A 16,524-nucleotide genomic window follows, 5' to 3' on the forward strand; every position below is an offset into this window, starting at 1 on the left:
CCGAGGGGGAGAAGGAGCAGTGAGCAATGTCTGACGGGGAACAGGGCGAATTCCTCATCGTCACCGGGATGTCCGGCGCGGGTCGGACCACGGTCGCGAACGCGTTGGAGGATCTCGACTGGTACGTCGTCGACAACCTGCCGCCGCAGATCCTCCGTCCGCTCCTCGACCTCACCGGCATGGGCGGCGACGCCCTTCCGAAGGTCGCAGCGGTCGTGGACGTGCGAGGCCGCAACCTCTTCGACGACTTCCCCGGCGTCGCGCGGGTGTTGCGTACCCGGGGGTCGATCCGCGTGCTCTTCCTGGACGCGTCCGACGATGTGCTCGTCCGTCGCTTCGAGGCGGTGCGGCGTCCGCACCCCTTGCAGGGCGACGGAACGCTGCTCGACGGGATCCGGACCGAACGGACCCGCCTCGCGCCGATCCGCGAAGCCGCGGACCTCGTGATCGACACCTCAGCGTTGAACATCCACCAACTCGCGACGAAGGTGTTCGACATCTTCTCCGAGGAGGGCGAGGCGCGACACCGGGTCACGCTCCTCAGCTTCGGGTTCAAGTACGGGCTCCCCACCGACGTGGATGTCGTGGCAGACATGCGTTTCCTCCCGAATCCGTACTGGAATGAGGATCTGCGCGGACTCACCGGACAGGATGAGACGGTGCGGGAGTATGTGCTCTCGCGGGACGGAGCGGAGGAGTTCCTCGACGCCTACGCGAAAGCTCTCGTCCCGGTCCTCGAGGGGTACCAGCGCGAGAACAAGAGCCACTCCACGATCGCGATCGGGTGCACCGGTGGCAAGCACCGCTCGGTGGCGATGTCGGAGGAGCTGGCCCGCCGCCTGGCCGGAATCCCCGGTGTCGCCGTGAACGTCCGCCACCGAGACCTCGGCAGGGAATAGGCCCCCGAGCGAGTAAGCTGGAGGTTTGCGTCGCGACCCGGCGCGTGAACGTGAAGGAGTCTCGTGGCACTAACCACCGACGTCAAGGCTGAGCTCGTCAGCATCCGCAATGCACCCCCCACGGTGCGCGTCGCTGAGGTGACGGCCATCCTCCGGTTCGCCGGTGGTCTGCACTCCATCGCCGGCCGCGTGGCGGTGGAGGCGGAGGTGGATGCCGAGACCCTCGCCCGCCGTGTGGCGCGCGATCTCGCTGAGATCTACGGCGTCCGGCCGGAGATCGCCCAGGTCCAGTCGAGCACCGCCAACGACGGCGCGCGGTGGGCCGTCCGCGTCATCGCGCAGGGGGAGACCCTGGCGCGTCAGACGGGTCTGCTCGACCAGCGCCGCCGTCCCGTCCGAGGTCTTCCCAACCGTCTCACCACGGGTTCCCGTGCGGAGATCGCCGGCCTCTGGCGCGGCGCCTTCCTCGCTGCCGGCACGCTCAGCGAGCCGGGCCGGTCCGCGATGCTCGAGGTCGCCTGCCCGTCGTCGGAAGCGGCCATGGCTCTCGTCGGTGCCGCGCACCGCCTCGGCGTTGCCGCGAAGGCGCGCGAGGTCCGTGGCCTTCCTCGCGTCGTCGTGCGCGAGGGGGAGGCCATCCGCACGATCCTCAGCGAGATGGGTGCCCAGCGCACCGCTCTCGCGTGGGAGGAGCTGCGGCAGCGCCGCGAGGTGCGTGCCGGGGTGAACCGCCTCGTCAACTTCGACGACGCGAACCTCCGCCGTTCCGCGCAGGCCGCCGTCGCTGCCTGCGCCCGCGTCGAGCGTGCCCTCGAGATCCTGGCCGACGAGGTTCCCGACCACCTCCGCGTCGCCGGCGAGCTCCGCCTCGCGCACCGCGACGCCAGCCTCGATGAGCTCGGGCACCACGCGGACCCGCCGCTCACGAAGGACGCCGTGGCGGGCCGTATCCGTCGTCTGCTGGCGATGGCCGACAAGCGCGCGCAGCAGGAGGGCATCCCCGGCACCGAGGCCGCTGTTCCGGCCGGACTCGACGTCTGATCACCGCCCCGTCCACTCCGCGGCGTGGCGTGTCAACCCCGGGAAGGAACCCGGCACGGGGGGCGTTGTCGTCAGTAGGATGAAAGTCGTCCGCTCTCCGTCGCACACCGGCGACGCGGAGCATCGGCAAGCGCCGCGGCGCGGCGCGGATTGGATGAAAGCGATATGGCCACCTACACGCTCCCCGACCTCCCTTACGACTTCGCCGCTCTCGAGCCGCACATCAGCGGCAAGATCATGGAGCTGCACCACGACAAGCACCACGCGACCTACGTCGCGGGCGCCAACACCGCTCTGGAGCAGCTCGCCGAGGCCCGCGAGAGCGGCAACCTCGCGAACGTGAACAAGCTCGAGAAGGACCTCGCATTCAACCTCGGCGGCCACGTCAACCACTCGATCTTCTGGACCAACCTGTCGCCGAACGGCGGCGGTCAGCCCGAGGGCGAGCTCAAGGCAGCCATCGACGAGTACTTCGGCTCCTTCGAGAAGTTCCAGGCGCACTTCACCGCCGCCGCCACCGGCATCCAGGGCTCGGGCTGGGCCGTGCTGAGCTGGGACTCGATCGGCTCGCGCCTCATCATCCAGCAGCTCTTCGACCAGCAGTCGAACACCGCCCAGGGCACCATCCCGCTGTTCCAGCTGGACATGTGGGAGCACGCCTTCTACCTCGACTACCTCAACGTGAAGGCCGACTACGTCAAGGCCGCATGGAACATCGCCAACTGGGAGAACGTCGCCCAGCGCCTCGAGGTCGCCCGTCAGCAGACGAACGGCCTGCTGGTACTGTCGTAATCGGGTCGCGTCCCGGCGGGCCCACGGCTCGTCGGGGCGCCATCTCAGCCAAAAAACCCGCGCATGGCGCACGCTCGACGGCGGCGCTCGGCGCATGAGAAACAGGGAGACCTGAGTGTCTGTCAAGATCGGTATCAACGGCTTCGGCCGCATCGGACGCAACTACTTCCGCGCAGCTCTCGCGCAGGGAGCAGACCTTGAGATCGTCGCGGTCAACGACCTCACCGACAACAAGACCCTGGCACACCTGCTGAAGTACGACTCGGTCAGCGGCGTCCTCGACGCCGAGATCACGTACGACGACGACAGCATCACCGTCGACGGCAAGGAGATCAAGGCCTTTGCAGAGCGCGACCCCGCGAACCTCCCGTGGGGCGAGCTGGGCGTGGACATCGTCATCGAGTCGACCGGCTTCTTCACCAACGCCGACGCTGCGCGCAAGCACATCGACGCCGGCGCGAAGAAGGTCCTCATCTCGGCTCCGGCCACGGGTGACGACCGCACGATCGTCATGGGCGTGAACGAGGAGACGTACAACCCGGAGACGGACCACATCATCTCCAACGCCTCCTGCACCACGAACTGCCTCGCGCCGCTGGCCAAGGTGTTCAACGACGCCTTCGGCATCGACCGCGGCTTCATGATGACGGCCCACGCGTACACCGCTGACCAGAACCTGCAGGACGGCCCGCACAAGGATCTGCGTCGTGCCCGTGCTGCCGCGATCAACATCACGCCGGCCTCGACCGGTGCCGCGAAGGCCATCGGCCTCGTGCTGCCGGAGCTGAACGGCAAGCTCAGCGGCTCGTCGTACCGCGTGCCGGTTCCCACGGGCTCGATCGTCGACCTGACGCTCATCACGGACCGTGAGAACCTGACGGTGGACGAGGTCAACGAGGCCTACAAGAAGGCCGCGGCCGAGGGGCGTCTCGCCGGGTACCTGCGGTACAACGAGGACCCGATCGTGTCGAGCGACATCGTGCACAACCCGCACTCGTCGATCTTCGACTCGACGCTCACCAACGTCAGCGGCAACCTGATCAAGGTCTCGAGCTGGTACGACAATGAGTGGGGCTACTCCAACCGTCTCGTCGACCTGACCGAGTACGTCGCCGAGCGCATCTGAGCTCCGACACATGACTCTGCGTACCCTGGACTCACTGGGTTCGCTCGAGGGCAAGCGCGTCATCGTCCGTTGTGATCTGAACGTCCCCCTGCGGGACGGGGTCATCACGGACGATGGCCGTGTCCGCGCCTCGCTGCCGACCCTGAAGGCCCTCATCGACGCGGGCGCCCGCGTCGTCGTCTGCTCGCACCTCGGACGCCCCGACGGCGCGCCGGACCCGCAGTACAGCCTGGAGCCGGTCGCGCAGCGGCTGTCCGAGCTGCTCGGCGCGCCGGTCGCCTTCGCGGGCGACACGGTCGGCGAGGCCGCGAAGGATGCCGTGGCTTCCCTCGAGAACGGTCAGGTCGTCGTGATCGAGAACCTCCGGTTCAACCCGGGGGAGACCTCGAAGGATGACGCCGAGCGGGGTGCCTTCGCGGCGCAGCTCGCGGAGCTGGGCGACGTGCTCGTATCCGACGGCTTCGGCGTCGTGCACCGCAAGCAGGCGAGCGTCTACGACCTCGCGAAGCTGCTGCCGTCGGCGGCGGGCCTCCTGATCGCGACCGAGCTCGATGTGCTCGACCGCCTGACGGAGAACCCGGAGCGGCCGTACGCGGTGGTGCTCGGCGGGTCCAAGGTGAGCGACAAGCTCGGAGTCATCTCGCACCTGCTGCCGCGGGTCGACCGCATCCTCGTCGGCGGCGGCATGCTCTTCACCTTCCTGAAGGCGCAGGGGCATGCCGTCGCGTCGAGCCTCCTTGAGGAGGACCAGCTCGAGACCGTGCGCGGCTACATTGCCGAGGCGGCCGAGCGCGGCGTGGAGCTCGTGCTCCCGACCGACGTGGTCGTCGCCGCCTCCTTCGGTGCCGACGCGGACCACGAGGTGGCCGCCGCGGACGCGATCGAGGAGACGGCATTCGGCTCGTCGGGCATCGGCCTGGACATCGGGCCGGAGACCGCAGCGCGCTTCGCCGAGGTCATCCGCGGATCGAAGACCGTGTTCTGGAACGGCCCGATGGGCGTGTTCGAGTTCCCTGCCTTCGCCGCGGGCACCAAGGCGGTCGCACAGGCGCTGACCGAGGTCGACGGCCTCAGTGTGGTCGGCGGCGGCGACTCCGCCGCAGCCGTCCGCCAGCTCGGATTCACCGACGACCAGTTCGGTCACATCTCGACCGGCGGCGGCGCGAGCCTCGAATTCCTCGAGGGCAAGAAACTACCTGGGCTGGAGGTCCTCGGATGGGCGTGAGCTCCCGTACCCCGCTGATCGCGGGCAACTGGAAGATGAACCTGGATCACCTGCAGGCGGTGGCGTTCGTGCAGAAGCTGCACTGGACGCTGAAGGACGCCAAGCACGAGGACGGATCGGTCGAGGTGGCGGTCTTCCCGCCGTTCACCGACATCCGCAGCGTGCAGACGCTGATCGACGCGGACAAGATCCCGTTCGCGTTCGGCGCGCAGGACGTCTCGGCGCACGACTCGGGGGCGTACACCGGCGAGATCTCCGGGGCGTTCCTGGCGAAGCTCGACGCGAAGTACGTCATCATCGGGCACTCCGAGCGTCGCGAGTACCACGCCGAGTCCGACGAGATCGTGGCCGGGAAGGTGAAGGCCGCGCTCAAGCACGGCCTCTCCCCGGTGATCTGCGTCGGCGAGACGGCGGAGGACCTGGAGAAGTTCGGCGCCAGTGCCGTTCCGGCCGGACAGCTCGAGGCCGCGCTCCAGGGCGTCTCGCCCTCCGCGGACATCGTCGTGGCGTACGAGCCGGTCTGGGCCATCGGGTCGGGTCAGGCGGCCACCCCGCAGCAGGCGCAGGACGTCTGCGCGGCGCTCCGCGGCGTGATCGCGAGGGTCCTCGGCGACGAGGCGGCCGCCCGCACCCGCATCCTCTATGGCGGCTCGGTCAAGGCGGCGAACATCGCCAGCTTCATGCGCGAGCCCGACGTGGACGGTGCTCTGGTCGGCGGCGCGAGCCTCGTCGTCGACGAGTTCGCGGCGATCATCCGCTTCGAGAAGCACGTCGGCGTGTGAGTGCAGCGGGGCTCCGGCCCCGCTGCACCGTATACTTGACCGTTACGGGGGCGCTCCGGCCCCAGCGAAAGGCTCTTTCCGTGGCAATTCTCGAGTTCGTCCTGCAGGTCGTGCTGGGCATCACCAGCGTCCTGCTGACTCTTCTCATCCTCTTGCACAAGGGCCGCGGTGGCGGCCTGTCCGACATGTTCGGCGGTGGCATGACCACTGCGGTCGGCTCCTCCGGTCTCGCGGAGCGGAACCTGAACCGCTTCACCGTCGTCCTGGCGCTCACGTGGTTCGTCGCCATCGTGGCGCTCGGCCTCATCACGAAGTTCGAGGTGATCTGATGGCTACCGGTGGAAACGCCATTCGCGGTACCCGTGTCGGTTCCGGCCCCATGGGGGAGCAGGACCACGGCTACCACGCCGACCGCATCGCGGTGTCGTATTGGGACGGCCTCGGCAACGAGACGGTCCGCTACTTCGCCGCCGGCCTCCCCGAGGAGGAGATCCCCGAGATCATCGACCACCCGCAGTCGGGTCTGCCGGCCGGGCGCGACAAGGAGAACCCTCCGGCCGTCGCGAAGGCCGAGCCGTACAAGACGCACCTCGCGTACGTGAAGGAGCGCCGGACGGACGAAGAGGCCGTCCAGCTCCTGGAGGACGCCCTCACCCAGCTGCGCGAGCGTCGGGGTCAGTGATCTCCGACTGAACGCGAGGAGAAGCCGCCGTGGTGATCACGGCGGCTTCTTCCGTCTCAGCGGCAGCCGGCCGCCGCGTCGATGTAGTTCTGCGGGGGATACCCGTAGGCCCAGACCCCGTTCGCGTCGTCGGTGAAGCCCATGCTGATGGCCCAGGCCGTCGCCCACTTCTCGATGCTGTCCTGCGTGGACGAGTCGTACATGCCCTCGCACTTGACGCTGATGGCATGGCCCACCTCATGGGCGACCAGCGCGCGGCTGCGTTCGGCGGGCCACTGCTCCGCGACCGAGTCCGACAGCTGGATGACCGCGCGCCCCGGATCGTCCCACCACCAGGTGGTGTACCCGCCCATGCTGCCGTTGTACCCGGCGCCGTTGACGACCGGGGCCCAGTCGAACTCCAGCAGGACGCCGGGCGCGAGAGACCGCGCGAACGCCTCCACCTCGAGCCGGGCGTTCTGCAGCGGACCGGCCTTCTCCGCCAGCTCCGCGTTCTCGGTCGCTATCACCTGCGCGGCCGCGTTCTGCAGGGTGGCGTAGACGGTGGCGGTCGTGTCATCGACCGTGGTCGCGGCGGTGGCGTCCGCGGCGGCGTCGCGCAGGGCGATCACGGCAGCGTTGCGGGCGGAGAGGTGCTCGGCCTCGAAGGCGGTCGCCGCGCTTCCGGCCGCTGTGATGACCGCGACCCCGCTCTCGGAGACGGCGTTCCGGCCGGCAGCGGCGTCGGTGGAGGCCGTCCTCAGGTCGTGGACGAGGTTCTCCACTCGTTCCCGGTCCGCGTAGAGGGCGGACGTGGCTCCGTAGAGCTCCCAGAACCACGACGGCTTCTCTCCTTTCGGCGGAGGCGTCGCCGCGGCGACCTTCTCGACCTCGGCGCCGATCGCCTCACCGTCGGCGACCGCGGACATCAACGAGTCCCAGGCGTCATCCGGCACGGGGAGGCTGGTGTCTCCGGTGTCGAGGATCACGTGTCCGGCGTCGGTCGATTCGACGAGTTCCCCGTAGCGGTGGTCGACCTCCGTGCTCTGCGCATGGAAGCTGCGCGAGGCGGTCTCGAACTCGCGCCGGGCGTCGTCATAGCCGAGGTTCGCCGACACCTGTGCGGTGGCCAGTCCGCCGACCACGACGAACCCGCCCAGGAGTCCGGCGATGACCCTTCCACGAGGGGGACGGCGTCTCCGGGGCGTCGTATCGGCGGAGGTTCGCGCCTCGACGGGCTGTGACAGCACGGCCGGAAGGCCGTGGCCGCCGTGCGGCGGGCTCTCCGGCGTGACAGGGCCGGAGGGGAGCGCATCCGTCACGACATATCCATTCGCTCGGGCCTTCCGGTCGGGGACTGCGTGCATCTGCTGTCAGCGTATTGGACGCAGCGCGTCATCGTCGCGGGGCGGGGGACTGCCAGGATGAGCGCATGGCAGGTGTGACGGTGCGGACCATGACCGCGGACGAGTTCGACGAATGGATGGACGAGATCGCGCGTGCGTACGCCCATGAGCAGGTTGCCGCAGGGCGCTGGCCCGCGGACGGGGCGGTGGAGCGGGCGCGTGCCGACAACGCGCGCATGCTGCCGCAAGGGCCGGACACACCGCGCATGCTCGTGCTCCGCGGACTCGACGCGGACGGGCGAGCCATCGGCCGCGCCTGGGTGGGGCTCGATCATCCGCGCGGCGCTCCTGGAGTGGCGTTCCTCTACGACATCGAGGTGGGGGCCGCTCGCCGCGGTGAGGGACTGGGGCGGGGACTGCTCGCGGCGGCGGAGCACGCGGCACGCGCTGCGGGTGCGACGGCACTCGAACTCAACGTCTTCGGCGGGAACCGGACGGCGATCGGGATGTACGAGACGGCGGGGTACGAGGTCGTCACGCAGCAGATGCGGAAGCAGCTCTGAGCGAGGGAAGGCTGCGAAGAAGGGGAGGGGGTGACGGGAATCGAACCCGCGCAATCAGTTTGGAAGACTGAGACTCTACCATTGAGCTACACCCCCGGAACCGGAGTCCGGACTCCATCGATCATAGCGGACGGTCGGGCGTGCTCCGGTCCGTTAGACTCGATGGGGCTGAATCTGCGTGCGGATTCCCCGGGGCGTAGCTCAGCTTGGTAGAGCGCCCGCTTTGGGAGCGGGAGGTCGCAGGTTCAACTCCTGTCGCCCCGACTCGACCCCACGACCTTTCAGCCGCGTCCCGCGCGGAAACCACAAGGAGACACACCAGCATGGCGAACAGCACCGTCGAGAAGCTGACCCCGACCCGGGTCAAGCTCACCATCACGGTCACCCCGGACGACCTCAAGCCGAGCATCGCGCACGCGTACGAGCACATCGCGCAGGACGTCCAGATCCCCGGCTTCCGCAAGGGCAAGGTGCCCGCTCCGATCATCGACCAGCGCATCGGCCGTGGCGCCGTCATCGAGCACGCCGTCAACGAAGGCCTGGACAAGTTCTTCCGCGAGGCGACCACCGAGCACAAGCTCCGCATCGTCGGCCGCCCGTCGGCCGAGATCACGCAGTGGCCGAACGAGAAGGACTTCTCGGGCGACCTGCTCGTCGACGTCGAGGTCGACGTGCGCCCGGAGATCGAGCTCCCCGACTACGCGGGCATCACCCTCGAGGTCGACGCCGTGGAGGCCGACGAGGCCGCCCTCGACGCCGAGCTGGAGAACATGCGGGCCCGCTTCGGCACGCTCATCCCCGTCGACCGCCCCGCGGCCAAGGGCGACTTCGTCGAGCTGGACCTCGTCGCCACCATCGACGGCGCCGAGATCGACCGCGCCGAGGGCGTCTCCTACGAGATCGGCTCCGGTGAGCTCCTCGAGGGCATCGACGACGCGATCGAGTCGCTCACCGCGGGTGAGGACACCACGTTCCGCTCCGCCCTCGTCGGCGGTGACCACGCCGGCAAGGAGGCGGAGGTCTCCGTCACCGTCAAGGCCGTCAAGGAGCGCGAGCTTCCCGAGGCCGACGACGAGTTCGCGCAGATCGCCAGCGAGTTCGACACCATCGCCGAGCTGCGCGACAGCCTGCGCGAGCGCGTCGAGCAGCAGGGCGTCTTCACGCAGGGCTCCGCCGCCCGCGACAAGCTCGTCGAGACGCTGCTCGCGCAGATCGAGATCCCGGTCCCGCCGCAGCTCATCGAGGACGAGGTGCACAACCACCTCGAGGGCGAGGGTCGTCTCGAGGACGACGTGCACCGCGCCGAGGTGACCGAGGCCAGCGAGAAGCAGTTCCGCACGCAGGTGCTGCTCGACACGATCGCCGAGCAGGCCGACGTGCAGGTCTCGCAGGAGGAGCTCTCGCAGTACCTCATCCAGTCCGCCGCGCAGTACGGCATGGCGCCGCAGGAGTTCGTCGAGGCGCTGCAGTCCTCGAACCAGCTCCCCGCGCTGGTCGGCGAGGTCGCCCGGAACAAGGCGCTCGCGATCGCGCTGGGCAAGGTCAAGGTCGTGGACACCAACGGCAAGGCCGTCGACCTCTCCGACTTCGTCGTGACCGACGACGAGGCCGAGGCCGAGGACGAGAAGCCCGCCGAGGCCGAGGAGAAGCCGGCCGCGAAGAAGAAGGCTCCGGCCAAGAAGGCGGCCGCCAAGAAGGACGCCGACGCGGACGAGAAGCCCGCTGCGGAGAAGAAGCCCGCCGCCAAGAAGCCGGCGGCGAAGAAGGCTCCGGCCAAGAAGGACGCCGACACCGCCGAGTGATCGGTACGGTCGAGTGAAGAGGGCGGGTGCTGCGGCATCCGCCCTCTTTCTCATCGAGGGAAGGACGACGGGATGACGAGTTGGGACGACCGCATCGAGCAGGTGTGGGCGGAGGCCTCAGGAGAAGAGGTCGGCGACGAGACGATCGCGCGCATCGACGCCCTCGCCGCCGAGCGGGCTTCGGACGACGCCAGGGCCGAGTTCGAGCGCGCCGGTGCCCGCGACTCCGCGGGGCGACCGGCGGAGGCCGTGGCGCTGTACCGCCGCGCCCTGGCCCTCGGCCTCGACGAGGAGCATCGCCCGCAGTGCGTGATCCAGCTCGCGAGCTCGCTGCGCAACCTCGGCGACTACGACGAGGCGCTGCGCGTCATCCGCGCCGAGGAGGAGATCGCGGCGGACGGACCCTATCGCGACGCCGTGGCGGTGGTGCATGCTCTCATCCTCGCCAGCGCTGGACGGCCGGCGCAGGGGCTGTCGGTGGCCATCCTCGCGCTCGTCCCGCACCTCCCGCGCTACCACCGATCCATGACGGCGTACGCGCACGAGATCGCCGGCAGCGACACCTGATATGCCGACGGCGAACACGACCTAGGGGCTGTGCGCGCGCCGGTAGATTCGAATCACTGAAACACGGAAGCAGGAGCTGACATGGCTGAACCCCTCGTCGCGACAAGCGTCTTCGACAGGTTGCTGAAGGACCGCATCATCTGGCTCGGCTCGGAGGTGCGAGACGACAACGCCAACGAGATCTGCGCGAAGATCCTCCTTCTCGCCGCCGAAGACTCCGAGAAGGACATCTACCTCTACATCAACTCGCCGGGCGGCTCGATCACCGCGGGCATGGCGATCTACGACACGATGCAGTTCGTGCCGAACGACATCGTCACGGTCGGCATCGGCATGGCCGCTTCCATGGGCCAGCTGCTGCTCACCAGCGGCACCAAGGGCAAGCGCTACATCACGCCGAACGCCCGCGTGCTGCTGCACCAGCCGCACGGCGGCTTCGGCGGCACCGCGAGCGACATCCAGACCCAGGCGCAGCTCATCCTGTCGATGAAGAAGCGCCTCGCCGAGATCACCGCGTCGCAGACCGGCAAGCCCGTCGAGCAGATCAACGCCGACGGCGACCGCGACCGCTGGTTCACGGCGGAGGAGGCCCTCGAGTACGGCTTCGTCGACCACATCCGCGAGCACGCCAGCGACGTCACCGGCGGCGGCGGCACCGGCGTCGAGTAAGGATTCGAGAGGACACCATGTACACACCCACGTTCCAGTCCGCCGGAAACCTGCCCTCCAGCCGGTATGTGCTGCCGCAGTTCGAGGAGCGCACCGCCTACGGCTTCAAGCGCCAGGACCCGTACAACAAGCTGTTCGAAGACCGCGTGATCTTCCTCGGCGTGCAGGTCGACGACGCGTCGGCCGACGACGTCATGGCGCAGCTCCTCGTCCTGGAGAGCCAGGACTCCGAGCGCGACATCACGATGTACATCAACTCGCCCGGTGGCTCCTTCACCGCGATGACGGCGATCTACGACACGATGCAGTACGTCGCGCCGCAGATCCAGACCGTCGTGCTCGGCCAGGCGGCCTCGGCCGCCTCCGTGCTGCTCGCGGCGGGCGCCCCCGGCAAGCGTCTCGCGCTGCCGAACGCCCGCGTGCTGATGCACCAGCCCGCAATGGGGGAGGCCGGACACGGTCAGGCCTCCGACATCGAGATCCAGGCGGCGGAGATCCTCCGCATGCGCACCTGGCTCGAGGAGACCATGGCCCGTCACACCGGCAAGCCGGTCGAGCAGGTCAACCGCGACATCGATCGCGACAAGATCCTCTCGGCCAACGAGGCGCTGGAGTACGGCATCGTCGACCAGGTGCTCACCTCGCGCAAGCGCGCGTAGTCCGCATCCGCAGAGAAGGACGCCCGTCGATCGACGGGCGTCCTTCTCGCGTCTCCGGCGGATGCGCGCGGGAGGATGGCGGGACTGCGCATGTGAGCAGATGGATGCGCGAACGCTGAATCCGGCCTACCCTGGAGGAGGAAGGAGGACACCGTGGAAGAAGATCTGCTCATGGTCCGAGTCGCCGAGCTGTACTACGACGAGGACAAGACGCAGGACGAGATCGGTGGTCTCCTGAAGATCTCCCGCTGGAAGGTCGGGCGCCTCCTCACGCAGGCGCGGCAGCGGGGGATCGTTCGCATCGAGATCGTCCACCCGCGCGCCCGTCGGCTCGGCCTCGAACGCGAGCTCGTGGAGCGGTTCGGGCTCACTGACGCCGTGGTCGTCCCCTCGCCGGAGGGCGACGAGGGCACCCTGGAGCGCGTCGCTCAGGCAGCCGCCGACTTCCTGACCGCCCTCCGTCCTGTTCCGCGCACCCTCGGGGTGAGCTGGGGCAAGACGCTCCGCGCCGTCGCCGAGGCGCTTCCCGACGGCTGGGCGAACGGCGTCACCGTCGTGCAGCTCAACGGCGGTGTCAGCCTCAACCGGCGCTCGGGAGGGGCCGCGGGACTCGCGGTGACCATCGCCCAGCGCGCCTCCGGCCAGGTCTCCCTGCTGCCGAGCCCCGCGATCCTGGAGCACGTCGAGACGAAGCAGGCCATCGAAGGCGACCGCACCGTCGCGGCCGTGCTGGAGGAGGCGGCGGACGCTCAGGCGTTCCTGTTCACCGCCGGACCGTGCGACGCGACCTCCGCCCACGTCGAGAACGGCTATCTCACGGCCGCCGATGTGGAGGAGCTGGCACGTCGCGGTGCCGTCGGCGACGTCCTCGGGCGCTACGTCGACGCCGAGGGCAACATCGTCGACCCGCAGCTGGATGCCCGCACGGTCGGCGTCTCGCTCGACCGCCTGCGCGGCGCCGCGCGGGCCATCTTCGTGACGGCGGGCCCCGCCAAGCACGACATCGCGCGCACGGTCGTGACCAGCGGCCTGTGCGGGGTCCTGGTGACCGATGAGACCACAGCACGAGCATTGTTGGAGGAACAGTGACGACGACAGAACTCAGCCGCAGGACGGCGGTGGACGTCCTCGGCGGTGAGCCGGACGACGCGACCCTCCGTCGCTTCCTGCACGGCCTCCCCGGTGTGGACGCCGTCGGGCTGGAGCAGCGCGCTGCCGGCCTCGGCACGCGCTCCATCAAGACGACGTCGAAGGCATGGGCCCTCGACACGATCATCAAGCTGATCGACCTGACCACCCTGGAGGGGGCGGACACCCCCGGCAAGGTCCGTTCGCTCGTCGCCAAGGCGAAGAACCCGGACGCGGCGGATCCGTCCACGCCTCGGGTGGCGGCCGTGTGCGTCTACGGCGACATGGTCGCCGGCGCGGTCGAGGCTCTCGGCAGCCTGCACGGCGACCCCGACGACGGCCTCATCTCGGTCGCTGCGGTGGCCACCGCCTTCCCGAGCGGCCGGTCCTCCCTCGCGATCAAGCTCGCCGACACCGCGGAAGCGGTGGCCGCGGGCGCGGACGAGATCGACATGGTCATCGACCGCGGTGCGTTCCTGTCCGGCCGCTACGGTCTGGTGTTCGACCAGATCGCCCAAGTCAAGGAGGCGTGCCGCCGCGAGGACGGCTCGTACGCGTCGCTCAAGGTGATCCTCGAGACCGGCGAGCTGAACACGTACGACAACATCAAGCGCGCCTCCTGGCTCGGCATCCTCGCCGGCGGCGACTTCATCAAGACCTCGACGGGCAAGGTGCAGCCGGCGGCGACGCTGCCGACCACGCTGCTCATGCTGGAGACGGTGCGCGACTGGTATCGCGGGACGGGCGAGCGCATCGGCGTGAAGCCCGCCGGCGGCATCCGCTCCTCGAAGGACGCGGTCAAGTACCTCGTCACCGTCGCCGAGACCGTGGGGGAGGAGTGGCTCCAGCCGCACCTGTTCCGCTTCGGCGCCTCCAGCCTGCTCAACGACGTGCTCCTGCAGCGCCAGAAGCTCACCACCGGCCACTACTCCGGCCCCGACTACGTCACGATCGACTAGGAAAACCCGACATGTCATTCCTGGAATACGCTCCGGCTCCGGAGTCCACGGCGGCGCTGAATCTCAAGGACAGCTACGGGCTGTTCATCGACGGCGAGTTCGTCGACGGCTCCGGCACGCCCTTCCGCACCATCTCCCCGGCGACGGAGAAGGAGATCGCCGAGATCGCCTCCGCCGACGATGCGGACATCGACCGCGCCGTCGCCGCGGCCCGGCGCGCCTACGACAAGGTCTGGTCGCGGATGAGCGGTCGCGACCGGGGCAAGTACCTGTTCCGCATCGCCCGCCTCGTGCAGGAGCGCGCCCGCGAGCTGGCCGTCGCCGAGAGCCTCGACAACGGCAAGCCGATCAAGGAGAGCCGCGATGTGGACGTGCCGCTCGTCGCGTCCTGGTTCTTCTACTACGCGGGCTGGGCAGACAAGCTCGACTACGCCGGTCTGGGCGCGAACCCGCGTGCGCTGGGCGTCGCCGGGCAGGTCATCCCGTGGAACTTCCCGCTGTTGATGCTCGCGTGGAAGCTCGCGCCCGCGCTGGCGGCCGGCAACACGGTCGTGCTCAAGCCGGCCGAGACCACGCCGCTGACGGCGCTGATCTTCGCGGAGATCCTGCAGCAGGCCGATCTCCCCGCGGGTGTCGTGAACATCGTCACGGGGGCCGGGTCGACCGGCGCCGCCCTCGTCCGTCACCCCGACGTCGACAAGGTCGCGTTCACCGGCTCGACGGGTGTCGGCCGCGACATCGCCCGGGCCGTCGCCGGGACGAACAAGAAGCTGACCCTGGAGCTGGGTGGCAAGGCCGCGAACATCGTGTTCGACGACGCGCCGATCGATCAGGCCGTCGAGGGCATCGTCAACGGGATCTTCTTCAACCAGGGCCACGTCTGCTGCGCAGGCAGCCGCCTGCTGGTGCAGGAGTCGATCCACGACGAGGTCGTCGACCGGCTGAAGAACCGGCTGTCGACGCTGCGTCTCGGCGACCCGCTCGACAAGAACACGGACATCGGCGCGATCAACTCCGCCGCGCAGCTCGCCCGCATCCGGGAGCTCAGCGACATCGGCGAGGCCGAGGGCGCGGAGCGCTGGACCGCCGACTGCGCGATCCCGGAGCAGGGCTTCTGGTTCGCTCCGACGATCTTCACGGGCGTCGAGGCCTCGCACCGCATCGCCCGCGACGAGGTCTTCGGTCCGGTGCTGTCGGTCCTCACCTTCCGGACCCCCGCCGAGGCGATCGCCAAGGCCAACAACACGCCGTACGGTCTCTCCGCCGGCATCTGGTCGGACAAGGGCTCGCGTATCCTCGCGGTCGCCGACCGGCTGCGCGCCGGCGTCGTGTGGGCGAACACGTTCAACCGTTTCGACCCGTCGAGCCCGTTCGGCGGCTACAAGGAGTCCGGGTACGGCCGCGAGGGCGGTCGTCAGGGCCTCACCGCCTATCTCAAGGGAGCCGCAGCATGAGCAAGCGACTGACCGTTCCGAAGACCTACAAGCTCGCGATCGGCGGGGCCTTCCCCCGGAGCGAGTCCGGACGCACGTACGAGGTCGTCTCCCGCAAGGGCGCCTTCCTCGCGAACGCCGCCAAGGCCTCCCGCAAGGACGCTCGCGACGCGGTCGTCGCCGCGCGCGCCGCCGTCAAGGCCTGGTCGGGGGCGACGGCCTACAATCGCGGCCAGGTGCTCTACCGGGTCGCCGAGGTCCTGGAAGGGCGTCGCGCGCAGTTCGTCGACGAGATCGTGGCGCAGGAGGGCATCTCGTCTTCTGCGGCCACGGCGCAGGTCGACGAGGCGATCGACCTCTGGGTCTGGTACGCCGGCTGGTGCGACAAGTACGCCCAGGTGGCGGGCAACGCCAACCCCGTCTCCGGTCCGTACTTCAACATCTCGGTGCCCGAGCCCACCGGCGTGGTCGCCATCGTGGCCCCGCAGGACTCGGCGCTGCTCGGCCTGGTCTCTGTGGTCGCCCCGGCCCTCGTCGCCGGGAACACCGTCGTCGTGGTCGCGAGCGAACAGTACCCGTTGTCGGCGATCAGTCTCGCGGAGGTGCTCGCGACCAGCGACGTGCCCGGGGGCGTGGTGAACGTGCTCACCGGCTCGCCTGCGGAGATCGCGCCGTGGCTCGCCTCGCACCAGGATGTGAACGCCCTCGACCTCGCCGGCGCGGGCGCGCTGGAGTGGGTCGACATGCAGATCGCCGCGGCGGAGACGCTGAAGCGCGTGCTCGCCCCCGGTGATGTGGTCGCGTCGCCGGAGCGGATCGCCGCCTTCACCGAGGTCAAGACGGTCTGGCACACCAAGAGCATGGTCTGACGA

Annotated in this window: 18 protein-coding genes and 2 tRNA genes; 18 read left to right on the forward strand and 2 right to left on the reverse strand. The window is 69.2% G+C overall.

The genetic code is table 11. From position 1 onward, the window contains the following. Positions 1-26 precede the first annotated feature (26 nt). The 8 genes from rapZ (at position 27) to CYL12_RS02225 (ending at position 6,547) form a co-directional block, all read left to right on the forward strand. Positions 27-899: an RNase adapter RapZ gene (gene rapZ / locus CYL12_RS02190; protein WP_101845133.1), complete on the forward strand. Its 873-nt coding sequence runs from the start codon at positions 27-29 to the stop codon at positions 897-899. 63 nt (positions 900-962) lie between these two features. After that, positions 963-1,940 carry a DNA-binding protein WhiA gene (whiA, locus tag CYL12_RS02195; protein ID WP_101845135.1) on the forward strand — a complete coding sequence of 326 codons (978 nt, stop codon included), beginning with the start codon at positions 963-965 and terminating at the stop codon, positions 1,938-1,940. Between the two features lie 165 nt (positions 1,941-2,105). Continuing rightward, positions 2,106-2,732, forward strand: coding sequence for a superoxide dismutase (locus tag CYL12_RS02200; RefSeq protein WP_025105027.1), 627 nt, complete (start codon positions 2,106-2,108; stop codon positions 2,730-2,732). 115 nt (positions 2,733-2,847) lie between these two features. Next, the gene (gap, locus tag CYL12_RS02205; protein WP_101845138.1) at positions 2,848-3,858 is read left to right on the forward strand and encodes a type I glyceraldehyde-3-phosphate dehydrogenase; all 1,011 of its coding nucleotides are present in this window, start codon (positions 2,848-2,850) and stop codon (positions 3,856-3,858) included. A 10-nt stretch (positions 3,859-3,868) separates the two neighbouring features. After that, positions 3,869-5,083, forward strand: a complete 1,215-nt coding sequence (locus tag CYL12_RS02210; protein WP_101845140.1) for a phosphoglycerate kinase — start codon at positions 3,869-3,871, stop codon at positions 5,081-5,083. Next, complete coding sequence (gene tpiA, locus CYL12_RS02215; protein ID WP_101845142.1) at positions 5,074-5,865, forward strand: triose-phosphate isomerase; 792 nt, start codon at positions 5,074-5,076, stop codon at positions 5,863-5,865. Before CYL12_RS02210 ends, tpiA begins: the two co-directional genes overlap by 10 nt. An 80-nt stretch (positions 5,866-5,945) precedes the next feature. Continuing rightward, a complete protein-coding gene (secG, locus tag CYL12_RS02220; RefSeq protein WP_101845144.1) occupies positions 5,946-6,194 on the forward strand; it encodes a preprotein translocase subunit SecG in 249 nt (82 codons plus the stop codon). Beyond that, positions 6,194-6,547 (forward strand): RNA polymerase-binding protein RbpA, encoded by a 354-nt coding sequence (locus tag CYL12_RS02225; RefSeq protein WP_025105022.1) that lies wholly within the window; start codon positions 6,194-6,196, stop codon positions 6,545-6,547. The genes secG and CYL12_RS02225 overlap by 1 nt, the downstream gene beginning before the upstream one ends. Positions 6,548-6,603: 56 nt before the next feature. On the opposite strand, the gene CYL12_RS02230 is transcribed toward CYL12_RS02225, so the two are convergent. Further along, positions 6,604-7,848, reverse strand: a complete 1,245-nt coding sequence (locus tag CYL12_RS02230; RefSeq protein ID WP_158297069.1) for a hypothetical protein — start codon at positions 7,846-7,848, stop codon at positions 6,604-6,606. 110 nt (positions 7,849-7,958) lie between these two features. Between CYL12_RS02230 and CYL12_RS02235 the strand changes: the two genes are divergently transcribed. Continuing rightward, positions 7,959-8,435 (forward strand): GNAT family N-acetyltransferase, encoded by a 477-nt coding sequence (locus CYL12_RS02235; protein ID WP_101845148.1) that lies wholly within the window; start codon positions 7,959-7,961, stop codon positions 8,433-8,435. 25 nt (positions 8,436-8,460) lie between these two features. On the opposite strand, the gene CYL12_RS02240 is transcribed toward CYL12_RS02235, so the two are convergent. Continuing rightward, positions 8,461-8,531 (reverse strand) — tRNA-Gly (locus CYL12_RS02240). Positions 8,532-8,625: 94 nt separating this feature from the next. Between CYL12_RS02240 and CYL12_RS02245 the strand changes: the two genes are divergently transcribed. The 9 genes from CYL12_RS02245 to CYL12_RS02285 all read left to right on the forward strand — a co-directional run bounded on the left by CYL12_RS02245 (position 8,626) and on the right by CYL12_RS02285 (position 16,521). After that, positions 8,626-8,699, forward strand: a tRNA-Pro gene (locus CYL12_RS02245). 59 nt (positions 8,700-8,758) lie between these two features. Then, on the forward strand, positions 8,759-10,237 hold the full coding sequence (gene tig, locus CYL12_RS02250) for a trigger factor (protein ID WP_101845151.1): 1,479 nt from the start codon (positions 8,759-8,761) through the stop codon (positions 10,235-10,237). 72 nt (positions 10,238-10,309) lie between these two features. Continuing rightward, entirely contained in the window at positions 10,310-10,804 is a 495-nt protein-coding gene (locus CYL12_RS02255; RefSeq protein WP_101845153.1) for a tetratricopeptide repeat protein, read from the forward strand. Positions 10,805-10,885: 81 nt separating this feature from the next. After that, positions 10,886-11,473, forward strand: a complete 588-nt coding sequence (locus tag CYL12_RS02260) for an ATP-dependent Clp protease proteolytic subunit (protein WP_025105018.1) — start codon at positions 10,886-10,888, stop codon at positions 11,471-11,473. A gap of 17 nt (positions 11,474-11,490) precedes the next feature. After that, positions 11,491-12,132, forward strand: a complete 642-nt coding sequence (locus CYL12_RS02265; RefSeq protein ID WP_025105017.1) for an ATP-dependent Clp protease proteolytic subunit — start codon at positions 11,491-11,493, stop codon at positions 12,130-12,132. A 153-nt stretch (positions 12,133-12,285) separates the two neighbouring features. After that, entirely contained in the window at positions 12,286-13,221 is a 936-nt protein-coding gene (locus tag CYL12_RS02270; protein WP_060921184.1) for a sugar-binding transcriptional regulator, read from the forward strand. Then, the gene (gene deoC / locus CYL12_RS02275; protein ID WP_025105015.1) at positions 13,218-14,219 is read left to right on the forward strand and encodes a deoxyribose-phosphate aldolase; all 1,002 of its coding nucleotides are present in this window, start codon (positions 13,218-13,220) and stop codon (positions 14,217-14,219) included. The genes CYL12_RS02270 and deoC overlap by 4 nt, the downstream gene beginning before the upstream one ends. A gap of 11 nt (positions 14,220-14,230) precedes the next feature. After that, positions 14,231-15,673 (forward strand): aldehyde dehydrogenase family protein, encoded by a 1,443-nt coding sequence (locus tag CYL12_RS02280; RefSeq protein WP_101845155.1) that lies wholly within the window; start codon positions 14,231-14,233, stop codon positions 15,671-15,673. Beyond that, on the forward strand, positions 15,670-16,521 hold the full coding sequence (locus CYL12_RS02285; RefSeq protein ID WP_101845157.1) for an aldehyde dehydrogenase family protein: 852 nt from the start codon (positions 15,670-15,672) through the stop codon (positions 16,519-16,521). The genes CYL12_RS02280 and CYL12_RS02285 overlap by 4 nt, the downstream gene beginning before the upstream one ends. Positions 16,522-16,524 lie beyond the last annotated feature (3 nt).

Origin of the sequence: Zhihengliuella sp. ISTPL4, assembly GCF_002848265.1 — a bacterium.
In the GTDB taxonomy this organism is placed as follows: Bacteria; Actinomycetota; Actinomycetes; order Actinomycetales; family Microbacteriaceae; genus Microbacterium.